The 15,477-nt window shown below is 67.0% G+C and carries 21 protein-coding genes; 18 read left to right on the forward strand and 3 right to left on the reverse strand.

The window, feature by feature from the left end; translation table 11 throughout:
- Positions 1 to 150 precede the first annotated feature (150 nt).
- The 3 genes from rimM (at position 151) to rplS (ending at position 2,078) form a co-directional block, all read left to right on the forward strand.
- The gene (rimM, locus tag KIP89_RS14075) at positions 151 to 693 is read left to right on the forward strand and encodes a ribosome maturation factor RimM (protein ID WP_213756116.1); all 543 of its coding nucleotides are present in this window, start codon (positions 151 to 153) and stop codon (positions 691 to 693) included.
- A gap of 146 nt (positions 694 to 839) precedes the next feature.
- Positions 840 to 1,559 carry a tRNA (guanosine(37)-N1)-methyltransferase TrmD gene (gene trmD, locus KIP89_RS14080; protein WP_213756117.1) on the forward strand — a complete coding sequence of 240 codons (720 nt, stop codon included), beginning with the start codon at positions 840 to 842 and terminating at the stop codon, positions 1,557 to 1,559.
- 111 nt (positions 1,560 to 1,670) lie between these two features.
- Positions 1,671 to 2,078: a 50S ribosomal protein L19 gene (gene rplS / locus KIP89_RS14085; RefSeq protein WP_213756119.1), complete on the forward strand. Its 408-nt coding sequence runs from the start codon at positions 1,671 to 1,673 to the stop codon at positions 2,076 to 2,078.
- Positions 2,079 to 2,190: 112 nt separating this feature from the next.
- On the opposite strand, the gene KIP89_RS14090 is transcribed toward rplS, so the two are convergent.
- On the reverse strand, positions 2,191 to 2,442 hold the full coding sequence (locus KIP89_RS14090; protein ID WP_213756121.1) for a hypothetical protein: 252 nt from the start codon (positions 2,440 to 2,442) through the stop codon (positions 2,191 to 2,193).
- A gap of 235 nt (positions 2,443 to 2,677) precedes the next feature.
- Here KIP89_RS14090 and KIP89_RS14095 point away from each other — a divergent pair, with 235 nt between their 5' ends.
- The 12 genes from KIP89_RS14095 (at position 2,678) to leuB (ending at position 11,217) form a co-directional block, all read left to right on the forward strand.
- Entirely contained in the window at positions 2,678 to 2,872 is a 195-nt protein-coding gene (locus KIP89_RS14095) for a hypothetical protein (protein ID WP_213756122.1), read from the forward strand.
- Between the two features lie 78 nt (positions 2,873 to 2,950).
- Positions 2,951 to 4,372: a 3-isopropylmalate dehydratase large subunit gene (gene leuC / locus KIP89_RS14100; protein ID WP_213756123.1), complete on the forward strand. Its 1,422-nt coding sequence runs from the start codon at positions 2,951 to 2,953 to the stop codon at positions 4,370 to 4,372.
- 17 nt (positions 4,373 to 4,389) lie between these two features.
- Positions 4,390 to 4,524: a hypothetical protein gene (locus KIP89_RS20000; protein WP_256441453.1), complete on the forward strand. Its 135-nt coding sequence runs from the start codon at positions 4,390 to 4,392 to the stop codon at positions 4,522 to 4,524.
- A gap of 4 nt (positions 4,525 to 4,528) precedes the next feature.
- On the forward strand, positions 4,529 to 4,960 hold the full coding sequence (locus tag KIP89_RS14105) for a metallopeptidase family protein (RefSeq protein WP_213756124.1): 432 nt from the start codon (positions 4,529 to 4,531) through the stop codon (positions 4,958 to 4,960).
- Positions 4,961 to 5,022: 62 nt separating this feature from the next.
- The gene (locus tag KIP89_RS14110) at positions 5,023 to 5,583 is read left to right on the forward strand and encodes a cytochrome b (protein ID WP_213756125.1); all 561 of its coding nucleotides are present in this window, start codon (positions 5,023 to 5,025) and stop codon (positions 5,581 to 5,583) included.
- A 98-nt stretch (positions 5,584 to 5,681) separates the two neighbouring features.
- Positions 5,682 to 6,287, forward strand: coding sequence for a 3-isopropylmalate dehydratase small subunit (gene leuD / locus KIP89_RS14115; protein WP_213756126.1), 606 nt, complete (start codon positions 5,682 to 5,684; stop codon positions 6,285 to 6,287).
- A gap of 84 nt (positions 6,288 to 6,371) precedes the next feature.
- Positions 6,372 to 6,758, forward strand: coding sequence for a RidA family protein (locus KIP89_RS14120; RefSeq protein WP_213756127.1), 387 nt, complete (start codon positions 6,372 to 6,374; stop codon positions 6,756 to 6,758).
- Between the two features lie 82 nt (positions 6,759 to 6,840).
- Entirely contained in the window at positions 6,841 to 7,182 is a 342-nt protein-coding gene (locus tag KIP89_RS14125) for a ribbon-helix-helix domain-containing protein (RefSeq protein WP_213756128.1), read from the forward strand.
- Positions 7,183 to 7,297: 115 nt separating this feature from the next.
- Positions 7,298 to 7,693, forward strand: a complete 396-nt coding sequence (locus KIP89_RS14130) for a VOC family protein (RefSeq protein WP_213756129.1) — start codon at positions 7,298 to 7,300, stop codon at positions 7,691 to 7,693.
- A 67-nt stretch (positions 7,694 to 7,760) separates the two neighbouring features.
- A complete protein-coding gene (locus KIP89_RS14135) occupies positions 7,761 to 8,297 on the forward strand; it encodes a twin-arginine translocation signal domain-containing protein (protein WP_213756131.1) in 537 nt (178 codons plus the stop codon).
- A 15-nt stretch (positions 8,298 to 8,312) separates the two neighbouring features.
- A complete protein-coding gene (locus tag KIP89_RS14140) occupies positions 8,313 to 9,884 on the forward strand; it encodes a GMC family oxidoreductase (protein WP_213756134.1) in 1,572 nt (523 codons plus the stop codon).
- Between the two features lie 223 nt (positions 9,885 to 10,107).
- Positions 10,108 to 11,217 carry a 3-isopropylmalate dehydrogenase gene (leuB, locus tag KIP89_RS14145; protein ID WP_213756135.1) on the forward strand — a complete coding sequence of 370 codons (1,110 nt, stop codon included), beginning with the start codon at positions 10,108 to 10,110 and terminating at the stop codon, positions 11,215 to 11,217.
- Between the two features lie 125 nt (positions 11,218 to 11,342).
- Here the strand turns inward: leuB and KIP89_RS14150 are convergent, their stop codons facing one another.
- Together KIP89_RS14150 and KIP89_RS14155 are read right to left on the reverse strand one after the other, a co-directional pair.
- The gene (locus KIP89_RS14150) at positions 11,343 to 11,615 is read right to left on the reverse strand and encodes a hypothetical protein (RefSeq protein ID WP_213756136.1); all 273 of its coding nucleotides are present in this window, start codon (positions 11,613 to 11,615) and stop codon (positions 11,343 to 11,345) included.
- Between the two features lie 90 nt (positions 11,616 to 11,705).
- Entirely contained in the window at positions 11,706 to 12,641 is a 936-nt protein-coding gene (locus tag KIP89_RS14155; RefSeq protein WP_213756137.1) for a polyprenyl synthetase family protein, read from the reverse strand.
- Between the two features lie 175 nt (positions 12,642 to 12,816).
- On the opposite strand from KIP89_RS14155, the gene KIP89_RS14160 reads away from it, so the two are divergent.
- From KIP89_RS14160 to KIP89_RS14170, 3 genes are all read left to right on the forward strand, one after another.
- The gene (locus KIP89_RS14160; protein ID WP_213756138.1) at positions 12,817 to 13,497 is read left to right on the forward strand and encodes a biosynthetic peptidoglycan transglycosylase; all 681 of its coding nucleotides are present in this window, start codon (positions 12,817 to 12,819) and stop codon (positions 13,495 to 13,497) included.
- A gap of 222 nt (positions 13,498 to 13,719) precedes the next feature.
- The gene (gene rpmF, locus KIP89_RS14165; RefSeq protein ID WP_018387408.1) at positions 13,720 to 13,905 is read left to right on the forward strand and encodes a 50S ribosomal protein L32; all 186 of its coding nucleotides are present in this window, start codon (positions 13,720 to 13,722) and stop codon (positions 13,903 to 13,905) included.
- A gap of 187 nt (positions 13,906 to 14,092) precedes the next feature.
- Positions 14,093 to 15,388, forward strand: coding sequence for an alpha/beta hydrolase (locus tag KIP89_RS14170; RefSeq protein ID WP_369807163.1), 1,296 nt, complete (start codon positions 14,093 to 14,095; stop codon positions 15,386 to 15,388).
- Positions 15,389 to 15,477: the final 89 nt, after the last annotated feature.

Raw genomic sequence — 15,477 nt, forward strand, 5'->3', positions numbered from 1 at the left:
GTCGACGCCCGCCTCACCTCTCCCCGTCGGGGAGAGGTCGGCCCGCAGGGCCCGGTGAGGGGAGGCCGTCGCCGGTCAACGGCGATGACCCCTCACCCAAACCCTCTCCCCGTGGGGGAGGGGGCTTTTCGCGCACGCTGGATGTAGCCCATGCCGACCGATCGCATCATGCTTGCCCGCATCGGCGCCCCGCACGGGGTGCGCGGCGAGGTGCGGCTGTTCATCTTCGCGGGCGATCCCGAGGCGCTGCTCGACTATGCGCCGCTGACCGACGAGGCCGGCAAGCGGGTGTTCCGCATCGCCTCGATGCGGCCCGGCAAGGAGCATTTCGTGGCCCGGCTCGACGGGGTCGCGACCCGGGAGGCGGCCGAGGCGCTGACCAATACCGGGCTTTACGTCACCCGCGACCTCCTGCCCGAGCCGGAGGACGAGGATGATTTCTACCATGCCGACCTGATCGGCCTTGCCGCCGTCACGGTCGCGGGCGAGCTGTTCGGCAAGGTGCTGGCGATGCACGATTTCGGCGCCGGCGACATTCTCGAAATCGCGCCCGAGGGCGGGGGCAAGACGCTCATGCTGCCCTTCACCCGCGCCGTGGTGCCGTCCGTCGACCTGAAGGGCGGGCGGATCGTGGTCGAGCCCGGCGAATGGGCGCGCGAGGAAGCCCCGCCGCCCGAGGCGGATCAGAACTAGAGCCGTCCCGTCATCCCGGTCAGGCAAGGTGCAGGGACGGGATCGCGCGCCGTAGAACCCTCTCCTTCACGCGATCCCGGATACGGCCTGCGGCCCTTCCGGGATGACGGCCGGACGATGTCGGCCACCGGATCGGAACCCCTGCCATGTGGCGCGCCTCTCTCGTCACCATCTTCCCCGATATGTTCCCCGGCCCGCTCGGCCTGTCGCTGGCTGGCCGGGCGCTGGGGCAGGGCGGCTGGGGGATCGAGACGGTCGATCCGCGCGATCACGCCACCGACCGCCACCGCTCGGTCGACGACACGCCGGCGGGCGGCGGGCCGGGCATGGTGATGCGGGTGGATGTGCTGGCCCGCGCCATCGACGCCGCCGCGCCCGAGGGCGACACCCGCCCGCGCCTGCTGATGACCCCGCGCGGCGCGCCGCTGACGCAGAAGCGCGTGCGGGAACTGGCGGCCGGGGAGGGCGTCGTCATCGTCTGCGGCCGTTTCGAGGGGGTGGATGACCGCCTCGTCGCCGCGCGCGGGCTGGAGGAGGTCTCGGTCGGCGATGTCGTGCTGTCCGGCGGCGAGATCGGCGCGCTGGTGCTGCTCGATGCCTGCGTGCGCCTGCTGCCGGGCGTGATGGGGCACCCGGAATCCGGCACAGAGGAGAGTTTTTCCGCCGGGCTGCTGGAGTACCCGCAATATACCCGCCCGCAGAGCTTCGAGGGGGTGGAAATCCCCGCCATCCTCACCTCGGGCGATCATGCCAAGGTCGCGCGCTGGCGGCGCGCGCAGGCGGAAGCGGCGACCAAGGCGCGCCGTCCGGATTTATGGGCGGCCTATCGCGCCGCGCATGACGGTTCTGCGACCAAGGGGGAATGACAACGCGGCCAAACTCGCGTATAGGGCGCGCCGTCACTACCGAACTGACAACAGCAATATGCGAGCGGCAGGGTCTGACGTCCCACAGCCGACTTCGCCTGAGGTGATAACATGGTCGATATCATTAAAGAGCTCGATGACGAGCAGGCCGCCAAGCTGGCTGCCGTCCGCGCCATTCCCGACTTCCAGCCCGGCGACACGGTGATCGTGAACGTCAAGGTGAAGGAAGGCGAGCGCACCCGCGTGCAGGCCTATGAAGGCGTTGTGATCGCCCGCAATGGCGGCGGCATCAATGAGAGCTTCACGGTTCGCAAGATTTCCTATGGCGAGGGCGTCGAGCGCGTCTTCCCGCTCTACTCGCCGAACATTGACAGCCTGAAGGTTGTCCGTCGCGGCAAGGTGCGTCGCGCCAAGCTCTATTACTTGCGCGACCGTCGCGGCAAGTCGGCCCGTATCGCCGAGCGTCAGGACAAGAACAAGCTCAAGGCCAAGAAGGGCGCCCCCGTCGCCGCCGAGTGATCGGTTACGACTGGGCGGGCGGCTTTCGCGCCTGAACGACAAAAGCCGGGGCTCGCCCCGGCTTTTTTGTTGCCCGTGCCGGTGCGCCCTGCGCTCCGCCCCGCGATAGTCGTCAGCAGTCCTTGATGTGGCGGACTTTGGTGTTGGTCTGCTGCTCGACGATGAGCGTGCCGTCGCCGAGCATGGCGGCCTGCATCACCGTGGCGAAATCGGGCTTGCGCATCGGGCAGGTGATCAGCTGGGCCTGTTTGCGCGGCTCGACGGCCGGCGGCGGCGAGGTCACCTCGACGCGGTTGCGCGCCTCGACCGCGGCGACGAAGGCGCCGAGAGTGGCAATGATCAGAGCGATGTCGGTGATGCGCATGAGGGGCAACTCCCGCTTCTTCTGCATCAGCCTAACGTAAGGAATGTCTTTCTTCCATAGGGTATTACGTAGGGTGAACGACGTAAATATAATCAGAATGGCGACGATTACTTGTAATACATTATCCCACATCCCATGTAGCTCGGCGCGCTTTCACGCCCTCGTGCGGCGCGTGCCGGGCGCGGTGGCTGCGGCGCTGATTGTTCCGCGCGCCGAGACTTGCTAGAAGAGTTCCATGAACAACAGAGCCGGCATCATCGTGAGCGTGCGCCGGGGCGTGGACATGTCCGCCGCCCCTGATGCCGCGCGCCCGGAAGCGCGCCGCCGGTTGCCCACCACGATCGGCTTTGCCGCCGTGCCGGACCATGTCCGCCTGCCGGCGCGTTTCTTCGGCCGCTTCACCGCCTGCGCGGTCGCCGGGCTTAGCTGAGCGCCGCCCGGAGCCGATCCGCGCTCCCGGCCGCGCCGCCGAGCCCCATGCCCTGTTTTCTTCCAGTGAGACGCCGAGATGAGCACGTCCGCGCCCCGTACCCTGTACGACAAGATTTTCGACGACCATGTGGTGGACCGTCAGGAGGACGGCACCTGCCTCCTCTATATCGACCGCCATCTGGTGCATGAGGTGACCAGCCCGCAGGCCTTCGAGGGTCTGCGCCTCGCCGGCCGCCGGGTTCACGCGCCGAGCAAGACGCTGGCGGTGGTCGACCATAACGTGCCGACCTCGGACCGGCGCTTCGGCATCGACGACCCCGAGAGCCGCACCCAGGTCGAGACGCTGGCCGAGAACGCCCGCGATTTCGGCGTCGAGTATTTCAACGAGCTCGACAAGCGCCAGGGCATCGTCCACGTCATCGGCCCGGAGCAGGGCTTCACCTTGCCGGGCACGACCATCGTGTGCGGCGACAGCCATACCTCGACCCATGGCGCCTTCGGCGCGCTTGCCCATGGCATCGGCACCTCGGAGGTGGAGCATGTGCTCGCCACCCAGACGCTGATCCAGAAAAAGAGCAAGAACATGCGCGTCAGCGTCGACGGCACGCTGCCCGAGGGCGTGACTGCCAAGGACGTGACGCTGGCCATCATCGGCGTGACCGGCACGGCCGGCGGCACCGGCTATGTCATCGAATATTCCGGCGAGGTGTTCCGCAACCTCACCATGGAAGGTCGCATGACGGTCTGCAACATGTCCATCGAGGGCGGGGCCCGCGCCGGCATGGTGGCGCCGGACGAGACCACCTATGCCTATGTGAAGGACCGCCCGCGCGCGCCCAAGGGCGCCGCCTGGGATGCCGCCCTGCGCTACTGGGACACGCTGCGCACCGATGAGGGCGCGTTCTTCGACAAGGAAATCCGTCTCGACGGCGGCGCCCTGCCGCCCATCGTCTCCTGGGGCACCAGCCCCGAGGACGTGATCTCGGTGGACGGGCTGGTCCCCGACCCCGACCTGATCGAGGACGAGGGCAAGCGTGAGGCGAAGAAGCGCGCGTTGGCCTATATGGGCCTCACCGCCGGCACCAAGATCACCGACATCGCCATCGACAAGGTGTTCATCGGCTCCTGCACCAATGCCCGCATCGAGGATCTGCGCGCCGCCGCCAAGATCCTCGACGGTCACAAGGTGCGCGAGGGCGTCTCCGGCATGGTCGTGCCGGGCTCGGGGCTGGTGAAGCTGCAGGCCGAGGCCGAGGGTCTGGACCTGATCTTCAAGGCCGCCGGCTTCGACTGGCGCGAGCCGGGCTGCTCCATGTGCCTGGGCATGAATGCCGACAAGCTCCTGCCCGAGGAGCGTTGCGCCTCGACCTCGAACCGCAATTTCGAGGGCCGGCAGGGCTACAAGGCGCGCACGCACCTTGTCTCGCCGGCCATGGCGGCGGCGGCGGCGATCGCCGGCCACTTTGTCGACATCCGCCGCTGGCCCTATTCGGTCTGACGGCGCGGGAGCATCGGGTGGCGCATTCCCCCTTCACCGACCCGCCGGACAACGACCCCATGGAAGTGTGGGGCCGGCGGATCGGGCGCGGGCTGGCGGTGGTCGTCGCGCTTGGGCTCGGGGTGTGGCTGATCGCGACCTATATGAGGTGATCGCATGAGCGCCCTTGCCCCGGATGACGCCGCCGTCTGGTCCGCCGCCGTCGCGCCCTCGCTGGCGCTGATGGAGGTGATGGCCGAAGAGGCCTATGCGCGCCTGCCCGAGAGCTTCCGCGCGTTGTGCGGCAATCTTGTCATCCGCGTCGAGGACTTCCCGACCGACGAGGTGCAGGAGGAGATGGAGGCGGAAAGCGCCTTCGATCTGCTCGGCCTGTTCCAGGGCATCGGTCTGGCGCAGGGCTATGAGACGGTGACGGGCGTGCTGCCCAATATGATCTTCCTCTACCGCCGGCCCATTCTCGACTACTGGGCCGAGCATGAGGAATCGCTGGGCGACATCGTCACCCATGTGCTGGTGCACGAGATCGGCCACCATTTCGGCCTGTCGGACGAGGACATGGAAGCCATCGAGGCGGCGGCGGATACGTAGGTGAACGCATTGGCAATGCGCACCTCCAAATTTAGAATGTCTCTAATTTGGAGGTGCGCATCATGGTCCAACCGGTTTCCGCCGCGTCTGCCGTTCAGCCGTACAGCTTTCCGCTCCGGTCCCTCCATTGGGCGACGGTGATCGCGATCATCGTCGTCTATGGGGTGACCTATCTCGAAGACCTGTTCGAACGGGGATCCGCCGGGCGGGCTTATGTGTGGTGGACCCATATTTCGGTGGGTCTGACAATCCTCGGCCTCGTTGCGTTGCGCTTCGCGTTCCGCATCGCCGGGCCGGTGCCGCCGCCCTCGGCGGCCCTGTCGCGGCCGGTTCATCTGGCCTCGTCCGCGGTTCATGTGCTGCTTTATGCGCTGCTTGTCGTCACTCCGCTTGTCGGCATCTATCTCGCCTTCCTGCGCGGCAACGAGGTGACGTTCTTCGGTCTGTTCACGATCCCCGCACCGTTCGCGGTCGATCGCGAGGCAGCCCGGCCGGTGCAGGAGGTGCACGAGTTGCTGGCCAATGCGCTGGTCATCCTCGCGATGCTGCACGCGGTTGCGGCGCTGGCGCATCATTTCGTCCTGAAGGACGATGTGCTGCGCCGGATGCTGCCGGGCCGCTAAACGCGAGGGGCAGGGCACGCGGCCGGCGCGGTGTGTTATGGAGGGCGGGAATTGACGGCTGGCGGCCCGTGCGGCCAGCCGGACGAAGGAGGAACCGCGTGGACAAGTTCACCACACTGAGCGGCATCGCCGCACCGCTGCATCTGGTCAATGTCGACACCGACATGATCATCCCCAAGCAGTATCTGAAGACGATCAAGCGCACCGGCCTCGGCACGGGGCTGTTCTCGGAGCTGCGCTACAAGGATGACGGCTCGGACAACCCGGATTTCGTGCTGAACAAGCCGTCCTACAAGGGCGCGAGCATCCTGGTCGCCGGCGACAATTTCGGCTGCGGCTCCTCGCGCGAGCACGCGCCCTGGGCGCTGCTCGACTTCGGCATTCGCTGCGTGATTTCCACGTCCTTCGCCGACATTTTCTACAATAACTGCTTCAAGAACGGCATCCTGCCAATCGTGGTGACGCCCGAGCAGCTCGCCGCCCTGTTCGACGATGCCGAGCGCGGCGCCAATGCGCGTGTCACCGTCGATCTGGAAAGCCAGACCATCAGCGGGCCGGATGGCGGCACGATCTCCTTCGAGATCGACCCTTTCCGCAAGCACTGCCTGCTGAACGGGCTGGACGATATCGGCCTCACCCAGGTGAAGGCGGACAAGATCGCCACCTATGAATCCAAGCTCGCCGAAGAACGCCCCTGGGCGTGAGCCCGGCCGCGTCCGCTCGCGCCTGCCCGTCATGCCCGGCCTTGCGCCGGGCATCCATGTCCTGAAGGACCGGAAGACGCCCCCATGTCCCAGCGCCGCCTGATCTCCTCCCATTCCGCCTTCGAGAAGGTGGCCGGCTATTCGCGCGCGGTGGTGGACGGGGACGACATCTTCGTCTCCGGTACCACCGGCTATGATTATGCCGCGATGGTGCTGCCGGATGATCTGGTCGAGCAGACCCATGGCTGTTTCCGCAACATTGCGAGCGCGCTCGCCGAGGCCGAGGCCAGCCTCGATGATGTGGTGCGGGTGCGCTACATCGTGGCGCGGGCGGAATATGCCGAGACGGTGTTCCCGATCTTCGGCCAGTATTTCGCCACGGCCCGTCCGGCGGCGACGCTGATCGTCGCCGGAATGCTCCAGCCGGAGATGAAGATCGAGATCGAGGTCACCGCGCGTCGGCGCAGGTAAGGCCTGTCGCAACTTACGCTTTACAGCGGCGCCTTCCGGGGGTGGAATCGTTCAAAATAGATGAACGTTCCGGGAGAACGCCATGTGCCATATCTTTGCGGGCCAAGCGCCCGAGACCTATGAGGGCCAGACGCGCTCCGTGCGCATCGGCGGCCATTCCACCTCGATCCGGCTGGAGGCGGCCTTCTGGACCGTGCTGGAGGAGGTCGCCGCGCATCAGGGCATGAGTCTGGGCAAATTCGTCACCAAGCTGCATGACGAGGTGCTCGACCTGCATGGCGAGGTGCGCAACTTCGCCTCGCTGCTGCGCTGCTCCTGCCTGATCTACCTCGCCGAGGTGCGCCCGGCCCACCAGCCCGCCGAGGCCGCGCGCGAACGCTATCTGTGCGAGAGCCGCCGCCTGCATCTGGAGGCGGCGGAGTAGTGCCGCGCACATCGTGGTGATGTGCTAGCAGCCTACCACCACGCCCTCTTCCCCCGGCCTAGCATCCTCTCGACGGCGGCAGTCGCGTCGCCGCAGGACCAGGCCGGAGGGACAGGTGGCGAAGGCCATTCATTCGATGATCCGCGTGCTCGACGAGGCACGCTCGGTTGATTTCTATGCGCGCGCCTTCGGGCTCGCCATTGCCGATCGCTTCGCGTTCGACGACTTCACCCTGATCTATCTGCGCAGCCCCGATGCCGACTTCGAGGTCGAGCTGACGGTCAATCATGACCGCACGGAGCCTTATGTGCTGGGCGACGGCTACGGCCACATCGCCTTTGCGGTCGAGGATCTCGAAGCCGAGCATTCGCGCTTCGTCGAGGCCGGGCTCAATCCCAACCCGATCAAGGAGTTCTTCCGCGACGGTGCGCTGCTCGCCAAGTTCTTTTTCGTCACCGATCCCGACGGCTACAAGATCGAAGTTCTGCAGAAGCACGGACGCTACCGCTGACAGCAACGCGCCGGAACGCCAGCGGCGCGACGACTGGAAAATACATAAAAATATCCGGGAGGAAACAATGACAACTCTGATCGACAGGCGGGGTCCGTCACGCCGGGCCCTGCTCACCGGCCTCGGTGCCGCCGGGGCGCTGATGGTGAGCGGCGCCGCCGTGCTCAACCCGCGCGAGGCCTGGGGCCTCGAAGTCACCGCTCTGAAGCCGGAGACCATGCGCACCCTCATCGTGATGGCGCGCGACGTCTACCCGCATGACCGCATCCCGGACCGCTTCTACGCCATCGCCATGAAGCCCTACGAGACCGGCGCGGCCACCGATGCGGCGCTGAAGACGCTGGTGGAGGAGGGCGTCATCACCCTCGACACGCTGGCCAAGGCCAAGCACGGCGTCGCCTATGCCGATGTCGGCTGGGAGGACCAGCGCGTCGCCCTGCTGCGCCAGATCGAGGACGGCGCCTTCTTCCAGAAGGTGCGGGGCGGCCTCGTGGTCGGCCTCTACAACCAGGAGGATGTCTGGCCGATCTTCGGTTACGAGGGCTCCTCGGCCGACAAGGGCGGTTACATCGACCGCGGCTTCAACGATCTCGCCTGGCTGTGAGGGGAGCACCGAACCATGTCCGCACCCTTCGATCTGAATGATGATTCCGTCGTCGTTATCGTCGGCTCCGGCGCCGGCGGCGGCACGCTCGGCACCGAGCTCGCGCTCAAGGGCGTCAAGGTGGTGATCCTTGAGGCCGGCCAGCGCCACAACATGGAAGACTTCGTCAATAACGAGTGGGAGAGCTTCGCCCAGCTCGCCTGGACCGACATGCGCACGACCTCCGGCTCGTGGCGCGTGCACAAGAACTTCCCCAACCTGCCGGCCTGGATCGTCAAGGCGGTGGGCGGCTCCTCGGTCCACTGGGCCGGCGCCTCGCTGCGCTTCCAGGAGCACGAGTTCAAGACCCGCACCACCTATGGCGACCTCGACGGGGCGAACCTGCTGGACTGGCCGATCACGCTCGCCGAGCTTGAGCCCTGGTACGCCAAGGCCGAGGATCGCATGGGCGTGACCCGCACCAACGGCATTCCCGGCCTGCCCGGCAACAATAATTTCAAGGTGTTCGAGGCCGGCGCGAAGAAGGTCGGCTATCAGGAAGTGTCGACCGGCCACATGGCGATCAACAGCCAGCCGCGCGCCGACCGGGGCTCCTGCCAGCAGATCGGCTTCTGCTTCCAGGGCTGCAAATCGGGCGCGAAATGGTCGACGCTGATCGCCGAGATCCCGCGCGGCGAGGCGACCGGCAATCTGGAGGTGCGCCCGCAATCCATGGTGCTGAAGATCGAGCATGATGCGAGCGGCAAGGCGTCCGGGGTCGTCTATGTCGACAAGGACGGCAAGACGCAGCGGCAGAAGGCGCGCATCGTCGCGGTAGCCGGCAATTCCATCGAGAGCCCGCGCCTGCTGCTCAACTCCGCGAGCAGCCAGTTTCCGGACGGGCTCGCCAATTCCTCCGGCCAGGTCGGGCGCAACTACATGCGGCACATGACCGGCTCGGTCTACGCCATCTTCGACAAGCCGGTGCACATGTATCGCGGCACGACGATGGCCGGTGTGGTGCGTGATGAGGCCAGATACGACACCAAGCGCGGCTTCGTCGGCGGCTATGAGATGGAGACGCTCTCGCTCGGCGTGCCCTTCATGGCGGCCTTCCTTGATCCCGGCGGCTGGGGGCGTTCCTTCACCTCGGCGATGGACGGCTATGTCAACATGGCCGGCATGTGGCTGGTGGGCGAGGACATGCCGCAGGAAACCAACCGCGTCACCCTCAACACCGATGTGAAGGACCGCTTCGGCCTGCCGGTCGCCGATGTGCATTTCGACGACCATCCGAACGATGTCGCCATGCGCAACCATGCCTATGCGCAGGGCGCGGCGGTCTATGACGCGGTGGGCGCCACCCGCACCCTGCCGACCCCGCCTTATCCGTCGACGCATAATCTCGGCACCAACCGGATGAGCGAGAAGCCGCGCGACGGCGTGGTGAACCGGCACGGCCAGACCCACGACATCCCGAATCTGTTCGTCTCCGATGGCAGCCAGTTCACCACCGGCGGCGCGGAGAATCCGACGCTGACCATCGTGGCGCTGGCGCTGCGTCAGGCCGAGTTCATCGCCGGGGAAATGTCGCGCAAAACGATCTGACGCGGCGGGCGCCCCGTATCGGTCAGGTCGGCACGTTCCGGCCACCCGAACGGGTGAAGCCTCCACTCGTCTCGTTCCCTCAGCCGCCGGCGCGCCCCCGCCGGCGGCTTTCTTTCTTGAAGGTCAGGAGGTTGTCTTGCCAGCGTCGACATGAGCCATTAGCAACGCCTCGCCCGCTTAAAATCGGCTGACCCCCGGGCTCACAGGCGCACGCGAGGAAACCATGGCGACCCACAAGCTCCTTCTCCTTCCCGGCGACGGCATCGGCACCGAGGTGATGGCCGAGGTGAAGAAGGTCATGAGCTGGCTCGATGCGCAGGGCATTGCCTCTTTCGCCATCGAGGAGGACCTCGTCGGCGGCGCGGCCTATGATTCCTGCGGTCTGCCCATCTCCGAGGAGGCCATGGCCAAGGCCTTCGCCGCCGACGCCATCCTGCTCGGCGCGGTCGGTGGCCCGAAATGGGCGAATGTGCCCTATGAGGCGCGCCCCGAGGCCGGCCTGCTGCGCCTGCGCAAGGATTTGCAGCTGTTCGCCAATCTGCGGCCGGCGCTGTGCTACCCGGCGCTCGCCGATGCTTCCAGCCTCAAGCGCGAACTGGTCGAGGGGCTCGACCTCCTGATCGTGCGCGAACTGACCGGCGGCGTCTATTTCGGCGAGCCGAAGACCATCACCGACATCAGCGACGGGCAGAAGCGCGCCGTCGACACGCAGGTCTATGAATCCTACGAGATCGAGCGCATCGCCCGCGTCGCTTTTGAGCTCGCCCGCACCCGTCGCGGCAAGGTGGTCTCCACCGAGAAGCACAACGTCATGAAGACCGGCGTGCTCTGGAAGCAGGTGGTGAGCGAGGTTCACGGCTCGGAATACAGCGACGTGACGCTGGAGCACCAGCTCGCCGATTCGTGCGGCATGCAGCTCGTGCGCGCGCCCAAGCAGTTCGACGTGATCGTCACCGACAATCTGTTCGGCGATATTCTCTCGGACGTGGCGGCCATGCTCACCGGCTCGCTCGGCATGTTGCCGTCCGCCTCGCTTGGCGGGGTCGAGGAAATTTCTGGCAAGCGCCGCGCGCTCTACGAGCCGGTCCATGGCGCGGCGCCCGACATTGCCGGCAAGGGCCTCGCCAACCCGATCGCGATGGTGGGCTCGCTCGCCATGGCGCTGCGCTATTCCTTCGGCCAGATCGAGGCGGCGGACCGCGTCGAGGCGGCGATCGCCGGTGTGCTGGCGGCGGGCTATCGCACGGGCGACATCTATTCCGAGGGCATGACCCGCGTCGGCACGGCCGGCATGGGCGACGCCATCGTCGCCGAGCTCGGCAAGGCGGCCTGATTCGCGCCATCGCGCCGCACCCCGCCTGCGGGCGGGGGCAGCCGGAGGGGCCCAAACAAAAAGCCCGGCGCGAGCCGGGCTTTTTCATGAGCGCGTAAAGGCGGCGCCGGGTGGCGCGGCGCGAATCAGTAGCGCGGCAGGTCGAAACGGCCAGGCAGCGGGTAGCGCGTGCCGGTGATGGTGCTGTCCTCGCCATAGGTGGGATAGCGCGGCTGCACGGCATACACATAGTTCAGATAGCCGGTGGAGCCGGGCTTCACCACGGTGCCGGGATCGAGATAGGAGCGCGGCGGCTGCTTGCGGATGATGATGCGCGTCTCCTGGGCCTGCGCCGGAGCGAAGGCGGCAAAGGCGCTGCCGGCAACAAGGCCGGCGAGAAGGAAAGCGGCGACACGCATGGGAACCTCCTGGTGACGCGAAGCGAACCAGCTCGGACGTCACGATAAGATATGGTCGCAACTTATCGTTCCGTCGAGATGAGGAAAGTCCTAATTCCGTCGGTAGGCGATGAAGCGGGCGGCTTCCACAAGGAGTGTGGCTTTGCTGCCGAAGGGAGCGAGGGCCGCCTCGGCCATATGGACGAGCCGGTCAAGCTCCTCCCGCGCGCCCTCGACGCCCATCAGGCCGACCAGCGTCGCCTTCCCGGCGGCGGCATCCTTGCCCACCGCCTTGCCGACCGTGCCGGCGTCGCCTTCCACGTCGAGCAGGTCGTCGGCGATCTGGAAGGCGCGGCCGATGGCCTGCGCATAGGCGTCCAAGGCCAGCATCTGGCCGGGCGAGGCGCCGCCCACCAAGGCGCCGGCCTCGCAGGCATGGCGCAGCAGGGCGCCGGTCTTCAGCGATTGCAGATGCTGGATTTCCGACAGGTCGAGCGCCCGGCGGCCGGCCGTCTCGAAGCGCCCCTCGGCGGCGAGGTCGAGCATTTGCCCGCCCACCATGCCGGCGGCCCCCGCCGCGCGGGCGAGGCCGGCGACAAGGGCGATGCGCACCTGCGCATCCGGCCCGGCCTCGGGCCGAGCGAGAATCTCGAAGGCGAGGGTGAGCAGGCCGTCGCCGGCAAGAATCGCGGTGGCCTCGTCAAAGGCGCGGTGCACGGTCGGCTGGCCGCGTCGCAGATCGTCATCGTCCATCGCCGGCAGGTCGTCATGCACCAGCGAATAGCAATGCACGCATTCCAGCGCCGCCGCGGCGGGAAGGGCGGCGGTGGGCGCGACACCGAACAGGGCAGCGGTCTCCACCACCAGCAAGGGGCGCAGCCGCTTGCCGCCGGCCAGCGCGCCATGCCGCATGGCGGCGGCGAGCCGGGCGCTCGGCTGCGCGCTCGCGGCGATGGCCGCCTCAATATAGGTGCTGACCGCCTCGGCGGTGGCGCTGAGGGAATCGGCGAGGCGGGTGGAAAGATCACCGGTTGAGGCTGCGGTCATGTCTGGGCACTCGCGACAGGGGCGTCGTTTCCGTGCCCGAGCGGCCCCGGCCGGTCAAGCGAACCGTTGCTTGCTCCGCAACGCCGGGGAAACGTTCCGTGCGGGACGGCGTTACCAGCCCGGCGCGGTCGACCCGCGTGCCGGGGCTGGATAAGGTTGAGTCGCAGGGGGAGCGATGCGCGCCATTTGGACGTGGGCTATTCGGCTGGTGGTGCTGCTCGTGGCGGCGCCGCTGCTGCTGGGGCTCCTTTATAATCTCGTGGCGCCGGTTTCGACGCTCATGCTGGCCCGCTGGGCCACCGGGCAGCCGGTCACCCGCAGCTGGGTGCCGATCGAGGACATGGCGCCGGCGCTGGTGCGCAGCGTGCTCGCCTCGGAGGATGCGCGCTTCTGCCAGCATATCGGCGTCGACCTCGTCGAACTGCAGAATGTGATGGACACCGCCGACGATGGCGAGCCCGCGCGCGGGGCCTCCACCATCACCATGCAACTCGCCAAGAATCTCTTTTTGTGGGGCGGGCGCAGCTACATCCGCAAGGGGCTGGAAATGCCGCTCGCGCTCTATCTCAATATCGCCATGCCGAAGCGGCGGCAGCTTGAGATCTATCTCAACATCGCCGAATGGGGGCCGGGCGGGGAATTCGGCGCCGATGCGGCGGCTCGGCGCGCCTTCAACCGGGGCGTGGGCGAGCTCTCCGCCCGGCAGGCGGCGCTGCTGGCGGTGACGCTGCCCAACCCCTATCGCCGCAATCCGGCCAAGCCGGGTCCGGGGCTGAACCGGCTCGCCAGCAACCTTCAGGCGCGGCTGCCGCGCGAGGGCGCGGAGCTGACCGCCTGCCTCGGCCTGTCGCGCTAGGCTGGGCTGGTGACGCTGGCGAGTAACTCGGGCGAGTGACTCCGGCGAGTGACTCGGGAACGCCAAGCGTGTATGACGCGCGCGGATAAAGTCTCGCGCAGACTCGCCGCGGCCCCTTTCGCTGGGACGCACGAGTCTGTATAAGCCGCCACTCGAATTACGCACGACCCGGCGCCGGCCCTCCTGTCAGGGGCGTGAGCCATGCCGGTACAGGAGAAGACAATGGCCGTTCCGAAGAAGAAAACCAGCCCGTCGCGTCGCGGCATGCGCCGTTCCGCCGATGCCCTCGCCAAGCCGACCTATATCGAGGACAAGGATTCCGGCGAGCTGCGTCGTCCGCACCATCTCGACCTGAAGACCGGCATGTATAAGGGCCGTCAGGTTCTCAAGGTGAAGGCCGAGGCCTGAGCCTCGCCCGGCGCTGAGCGTCAGCGATCACGCGATCTGAAACGCCGGCCTTCCCCCGAAGGCCGGCTTTCGCTTGTCTGGATGGTGCGGGCCTTTACCTCTGGTTCACGTCGTTCGGACGAGTTGTTCCTTGGCGTGCGGGCAAGTGGTATGAAGGGCCACCTCGGGCGGTGCCGAGAGCGAGGCCGTGTTGCTTATCAAGCGTATCAGTTACCTGCGTGTCTCGACGGACCGGGCGTTTGTGGCCAAGGCGGGTGCGCGTCGTGCCGGCCTTGCCGCTGCGTTTGTGAGCCTCTCGCTGCTTGCCGCCTGTGCCGGTCGCCCCGGCCCCGAGGCGCTAGCCGCCATCAACGAGACCACGGTGCAGGGCGCGAGCGAGCATGTGATCCTCGTCGCCTCCTCGCGCGAGCGCGATCCCAATCCCGGTATTTTCTTCAATGGCGAGCGCACCACGGCGCTGAATTTCGCCCGCATCGACATGACGGTGCCGCCGACCCACAAGCCGGGCATGGTCGAGATTCCGCGCGGCGTCGCCAATCCCGCCACCGACATGACGGTGCGCGAGGCGCTGTATCGCGACACGCCGGCGCAGTTCAGCGCCGACCTCAAGGCGGAACTCGCGCGCCGCAAGCCCGGCGATCGCGACGTGACGATCTTCGTCCATGGCTACAACACGCTGTTCTCCGAGGCGCTGTACCGCTTCGCGCAGATGGCGGAGGATTCCAAGCAGCCCGGCGTGCCGGTGCTGTTCACCTGGGCCTCGCGCGGTTCGGTGGCCGATTATGTCTATGACAATAACAGCGCCACGGCGGCCCGCGACCGGCTGGAGGAAACCATCCGCCTCGTCTTCGACAGCGGCGCCGAGAATGTGACGATCCTCGCCCACTCGATGGGCAATTGGGTGACGGTGGAAGCCCTTCGCCAGATCAAGATTTCCGGCAAGCCGATTCCGCAGAGCAAGATCGAGAACATCATCCTCGCCGCGCCGGACATCGACGTCGACGTGTTCAAGAGCCAGCTCAAGCGCCTCGGCAAGCCGCCCAAGCCGTTCATCGTCATCGTCTCGCGGGACGACAAGGCGCTCGCCTTTTCCGACTTCATCGCCGGCGACAAGCCCCGGCTCGGCGCCTACACCAACGATCAGGAACTGGTCGAGCTCGGCGCGGTCGTGGTCGACATGACCAAGGTGAAGTCGCTCGACGAATTCAACCACGGCAAGTTCGCCCAGTTGGCGCAAATGGCGCCCGAACTGCGGGGCATGATGGCCCATGCGCGGGCGAAGAATTCCGCCTTCACCCTGCCGGAACAGACCACCATTGCCGGTGTCGAGTTTGTCGGCGCGGACAAGCTGGTGCCGACGCTGGCCAATGCGAGCGGCAATCCCGGCTCCTCCACCGCCGGCACGCGGCAGGGGGCGGCATCGGCTTCGTCCGGGCCTTCCGAGGCTGCGGCGCAAAGCGAAGGCGAGACCTCGCCCCAATAGTCGAGACCTCGCCCCCCATCGTCTCGTCGTTCCGTTAACCGCGCGCACGGCCCGGCTTGCGCCCCTCGTGCCGAGTTGTGGCGCACGCG

Source organism: Ancylobacter radicis (assembly GCF_018449475.1).
Lineage (GTDB): Bacteria > Pseudomonadota > Alphaproteobacteria > Rhizobiales > Xanthobacteraceae > Ancylobacter > Ancylobacter radicis.

What these genes read in the sequence shown, in the direction of transcription:
- rimM (WP_213756116.1), top strand. Translation starts at nt 151, where the DNA reads ATGCCGACCGATCGCATCATGCTTGCCCGCATCGGCGCCCCGCACGGG.
- trmD (WP_213756117.1), top strand. Translation starts at nt 840, where the DNA reads ATGTGGCGCGCCTCTCTCGTCACCATCTTCCCCGATATGTTCCCCGGC.
- rplS (WP_213756119.1), top strand. Translation starts at nt 1,671, where the DNA reads ATGGTCGATATCATTAAAGAGCTCGATGACGAGCAGGCCGCCAAGCTG.
- KIP89_RS14090 (WP_213756121.1), bottom strand. Translation starts at nt 2,442, where the DNA reads ATGCGCATCACCGACATCGCTCTGATCATTGCCACTCTCGGCGCCTTC.
- KIP89_RS14095 (WP_213756122.1), top strand. Translation starts at nt 2,678, where the DNA reads ATGAACAACAGAGCCGGCATCATCGTGAGCGTGCGCCGGGGCGTGGAC.
- leuC (WP_213756123.1), top strand. Translation starts at nt 2,951, where the DNA reads ATGAGCACGTCCGCGCCCCGTACCCTGTACGACAAGATTTTCGACGAC.
- KIP89_RS14105 (WP_213756124.1), top strand. Translation starts at nt 4,529, where the DNA reads ATGAGCGCCCTTGCCCCGGATGACGCCGCCGTCTGGTCCGCCGCCGTC.
- KIP89_RS14110 (WP_213756125.1), top strand. Translation starts at nt 5,023, where the DNA reads ATGGTCCAACCGGTTTCCGCCGCGTCTGCCGTTCAGCCGTACAGCTTT.
- KIP89_RS14120 (WP_213756127.1), top strand. Translation starts at nt 6,372, where the DNA reads ATGTCCCAGCGCCGCCTGATCTCCTCCCATTCCGCCTTCGAGAAGGTG.
- KIP89_RS14125 (WP_213756128.1), top strand. Translation starts at nt 6,841, where the DNA reads ATGTGCCATATCTTTGCGGGCCAAGCGCCCGAGACCTATGAGGGCCAG.
- KIP89_RS14135 (WP_213756131.1), top strand. Translation starts at nt 7,761, where the DNA reads ATGACAACTCTGATCGACAGGCGGGGTCCGTCACGCCGGGCCCTGCTC.
- KIP89_RS14140 (WP_213756134.1), top strand. Translation starts at nt 8,313, where the DNA reads ATGTCCGCACCCTTCGATCTGAATGATGATTCCGTCGTCGTTATCGTC.
- leuB (WP_213756135.1), top strand. Translation starts at nt 10,108, where the DNA reads ATGGCGACCCACAAGCTCCTTCTCCTTCCCGGCGACGGCATCGGCACC.
- KIP89_RS14150 (WP_213756136.1), bottom strand. Translation starts at nt 11,615, where the DNA reads ATGCGTGTCGCCGCTTTCCTTCTCGCCGGCCTTGTTGCCGGCAGCGCC.
- KIP89_RS14155 (WP_213756137.1), bottom strand. Translation starts at nt 12,641, where the DNA reads ATGACCGCAGCCTCAACCGGTGATCTTTCCACCCGCCTCGCCGATTCC.
- KIP89_RS14160 (WP_213756138.1), top strand. Translation starts at nt 12,817, where the DNA reads ATGCGCGCCATTTGGACGTGGGCTATTCGGCTGGTGGTGCTGCTCGTG.
- rpmF (WP_018387408.1), top strand. Translation starts at nt 13,720, where the DNA reads ATGGCCGTTCCGAAGAAGAAAACCAGCCCGTCGCGTCGCGGCATGCGC.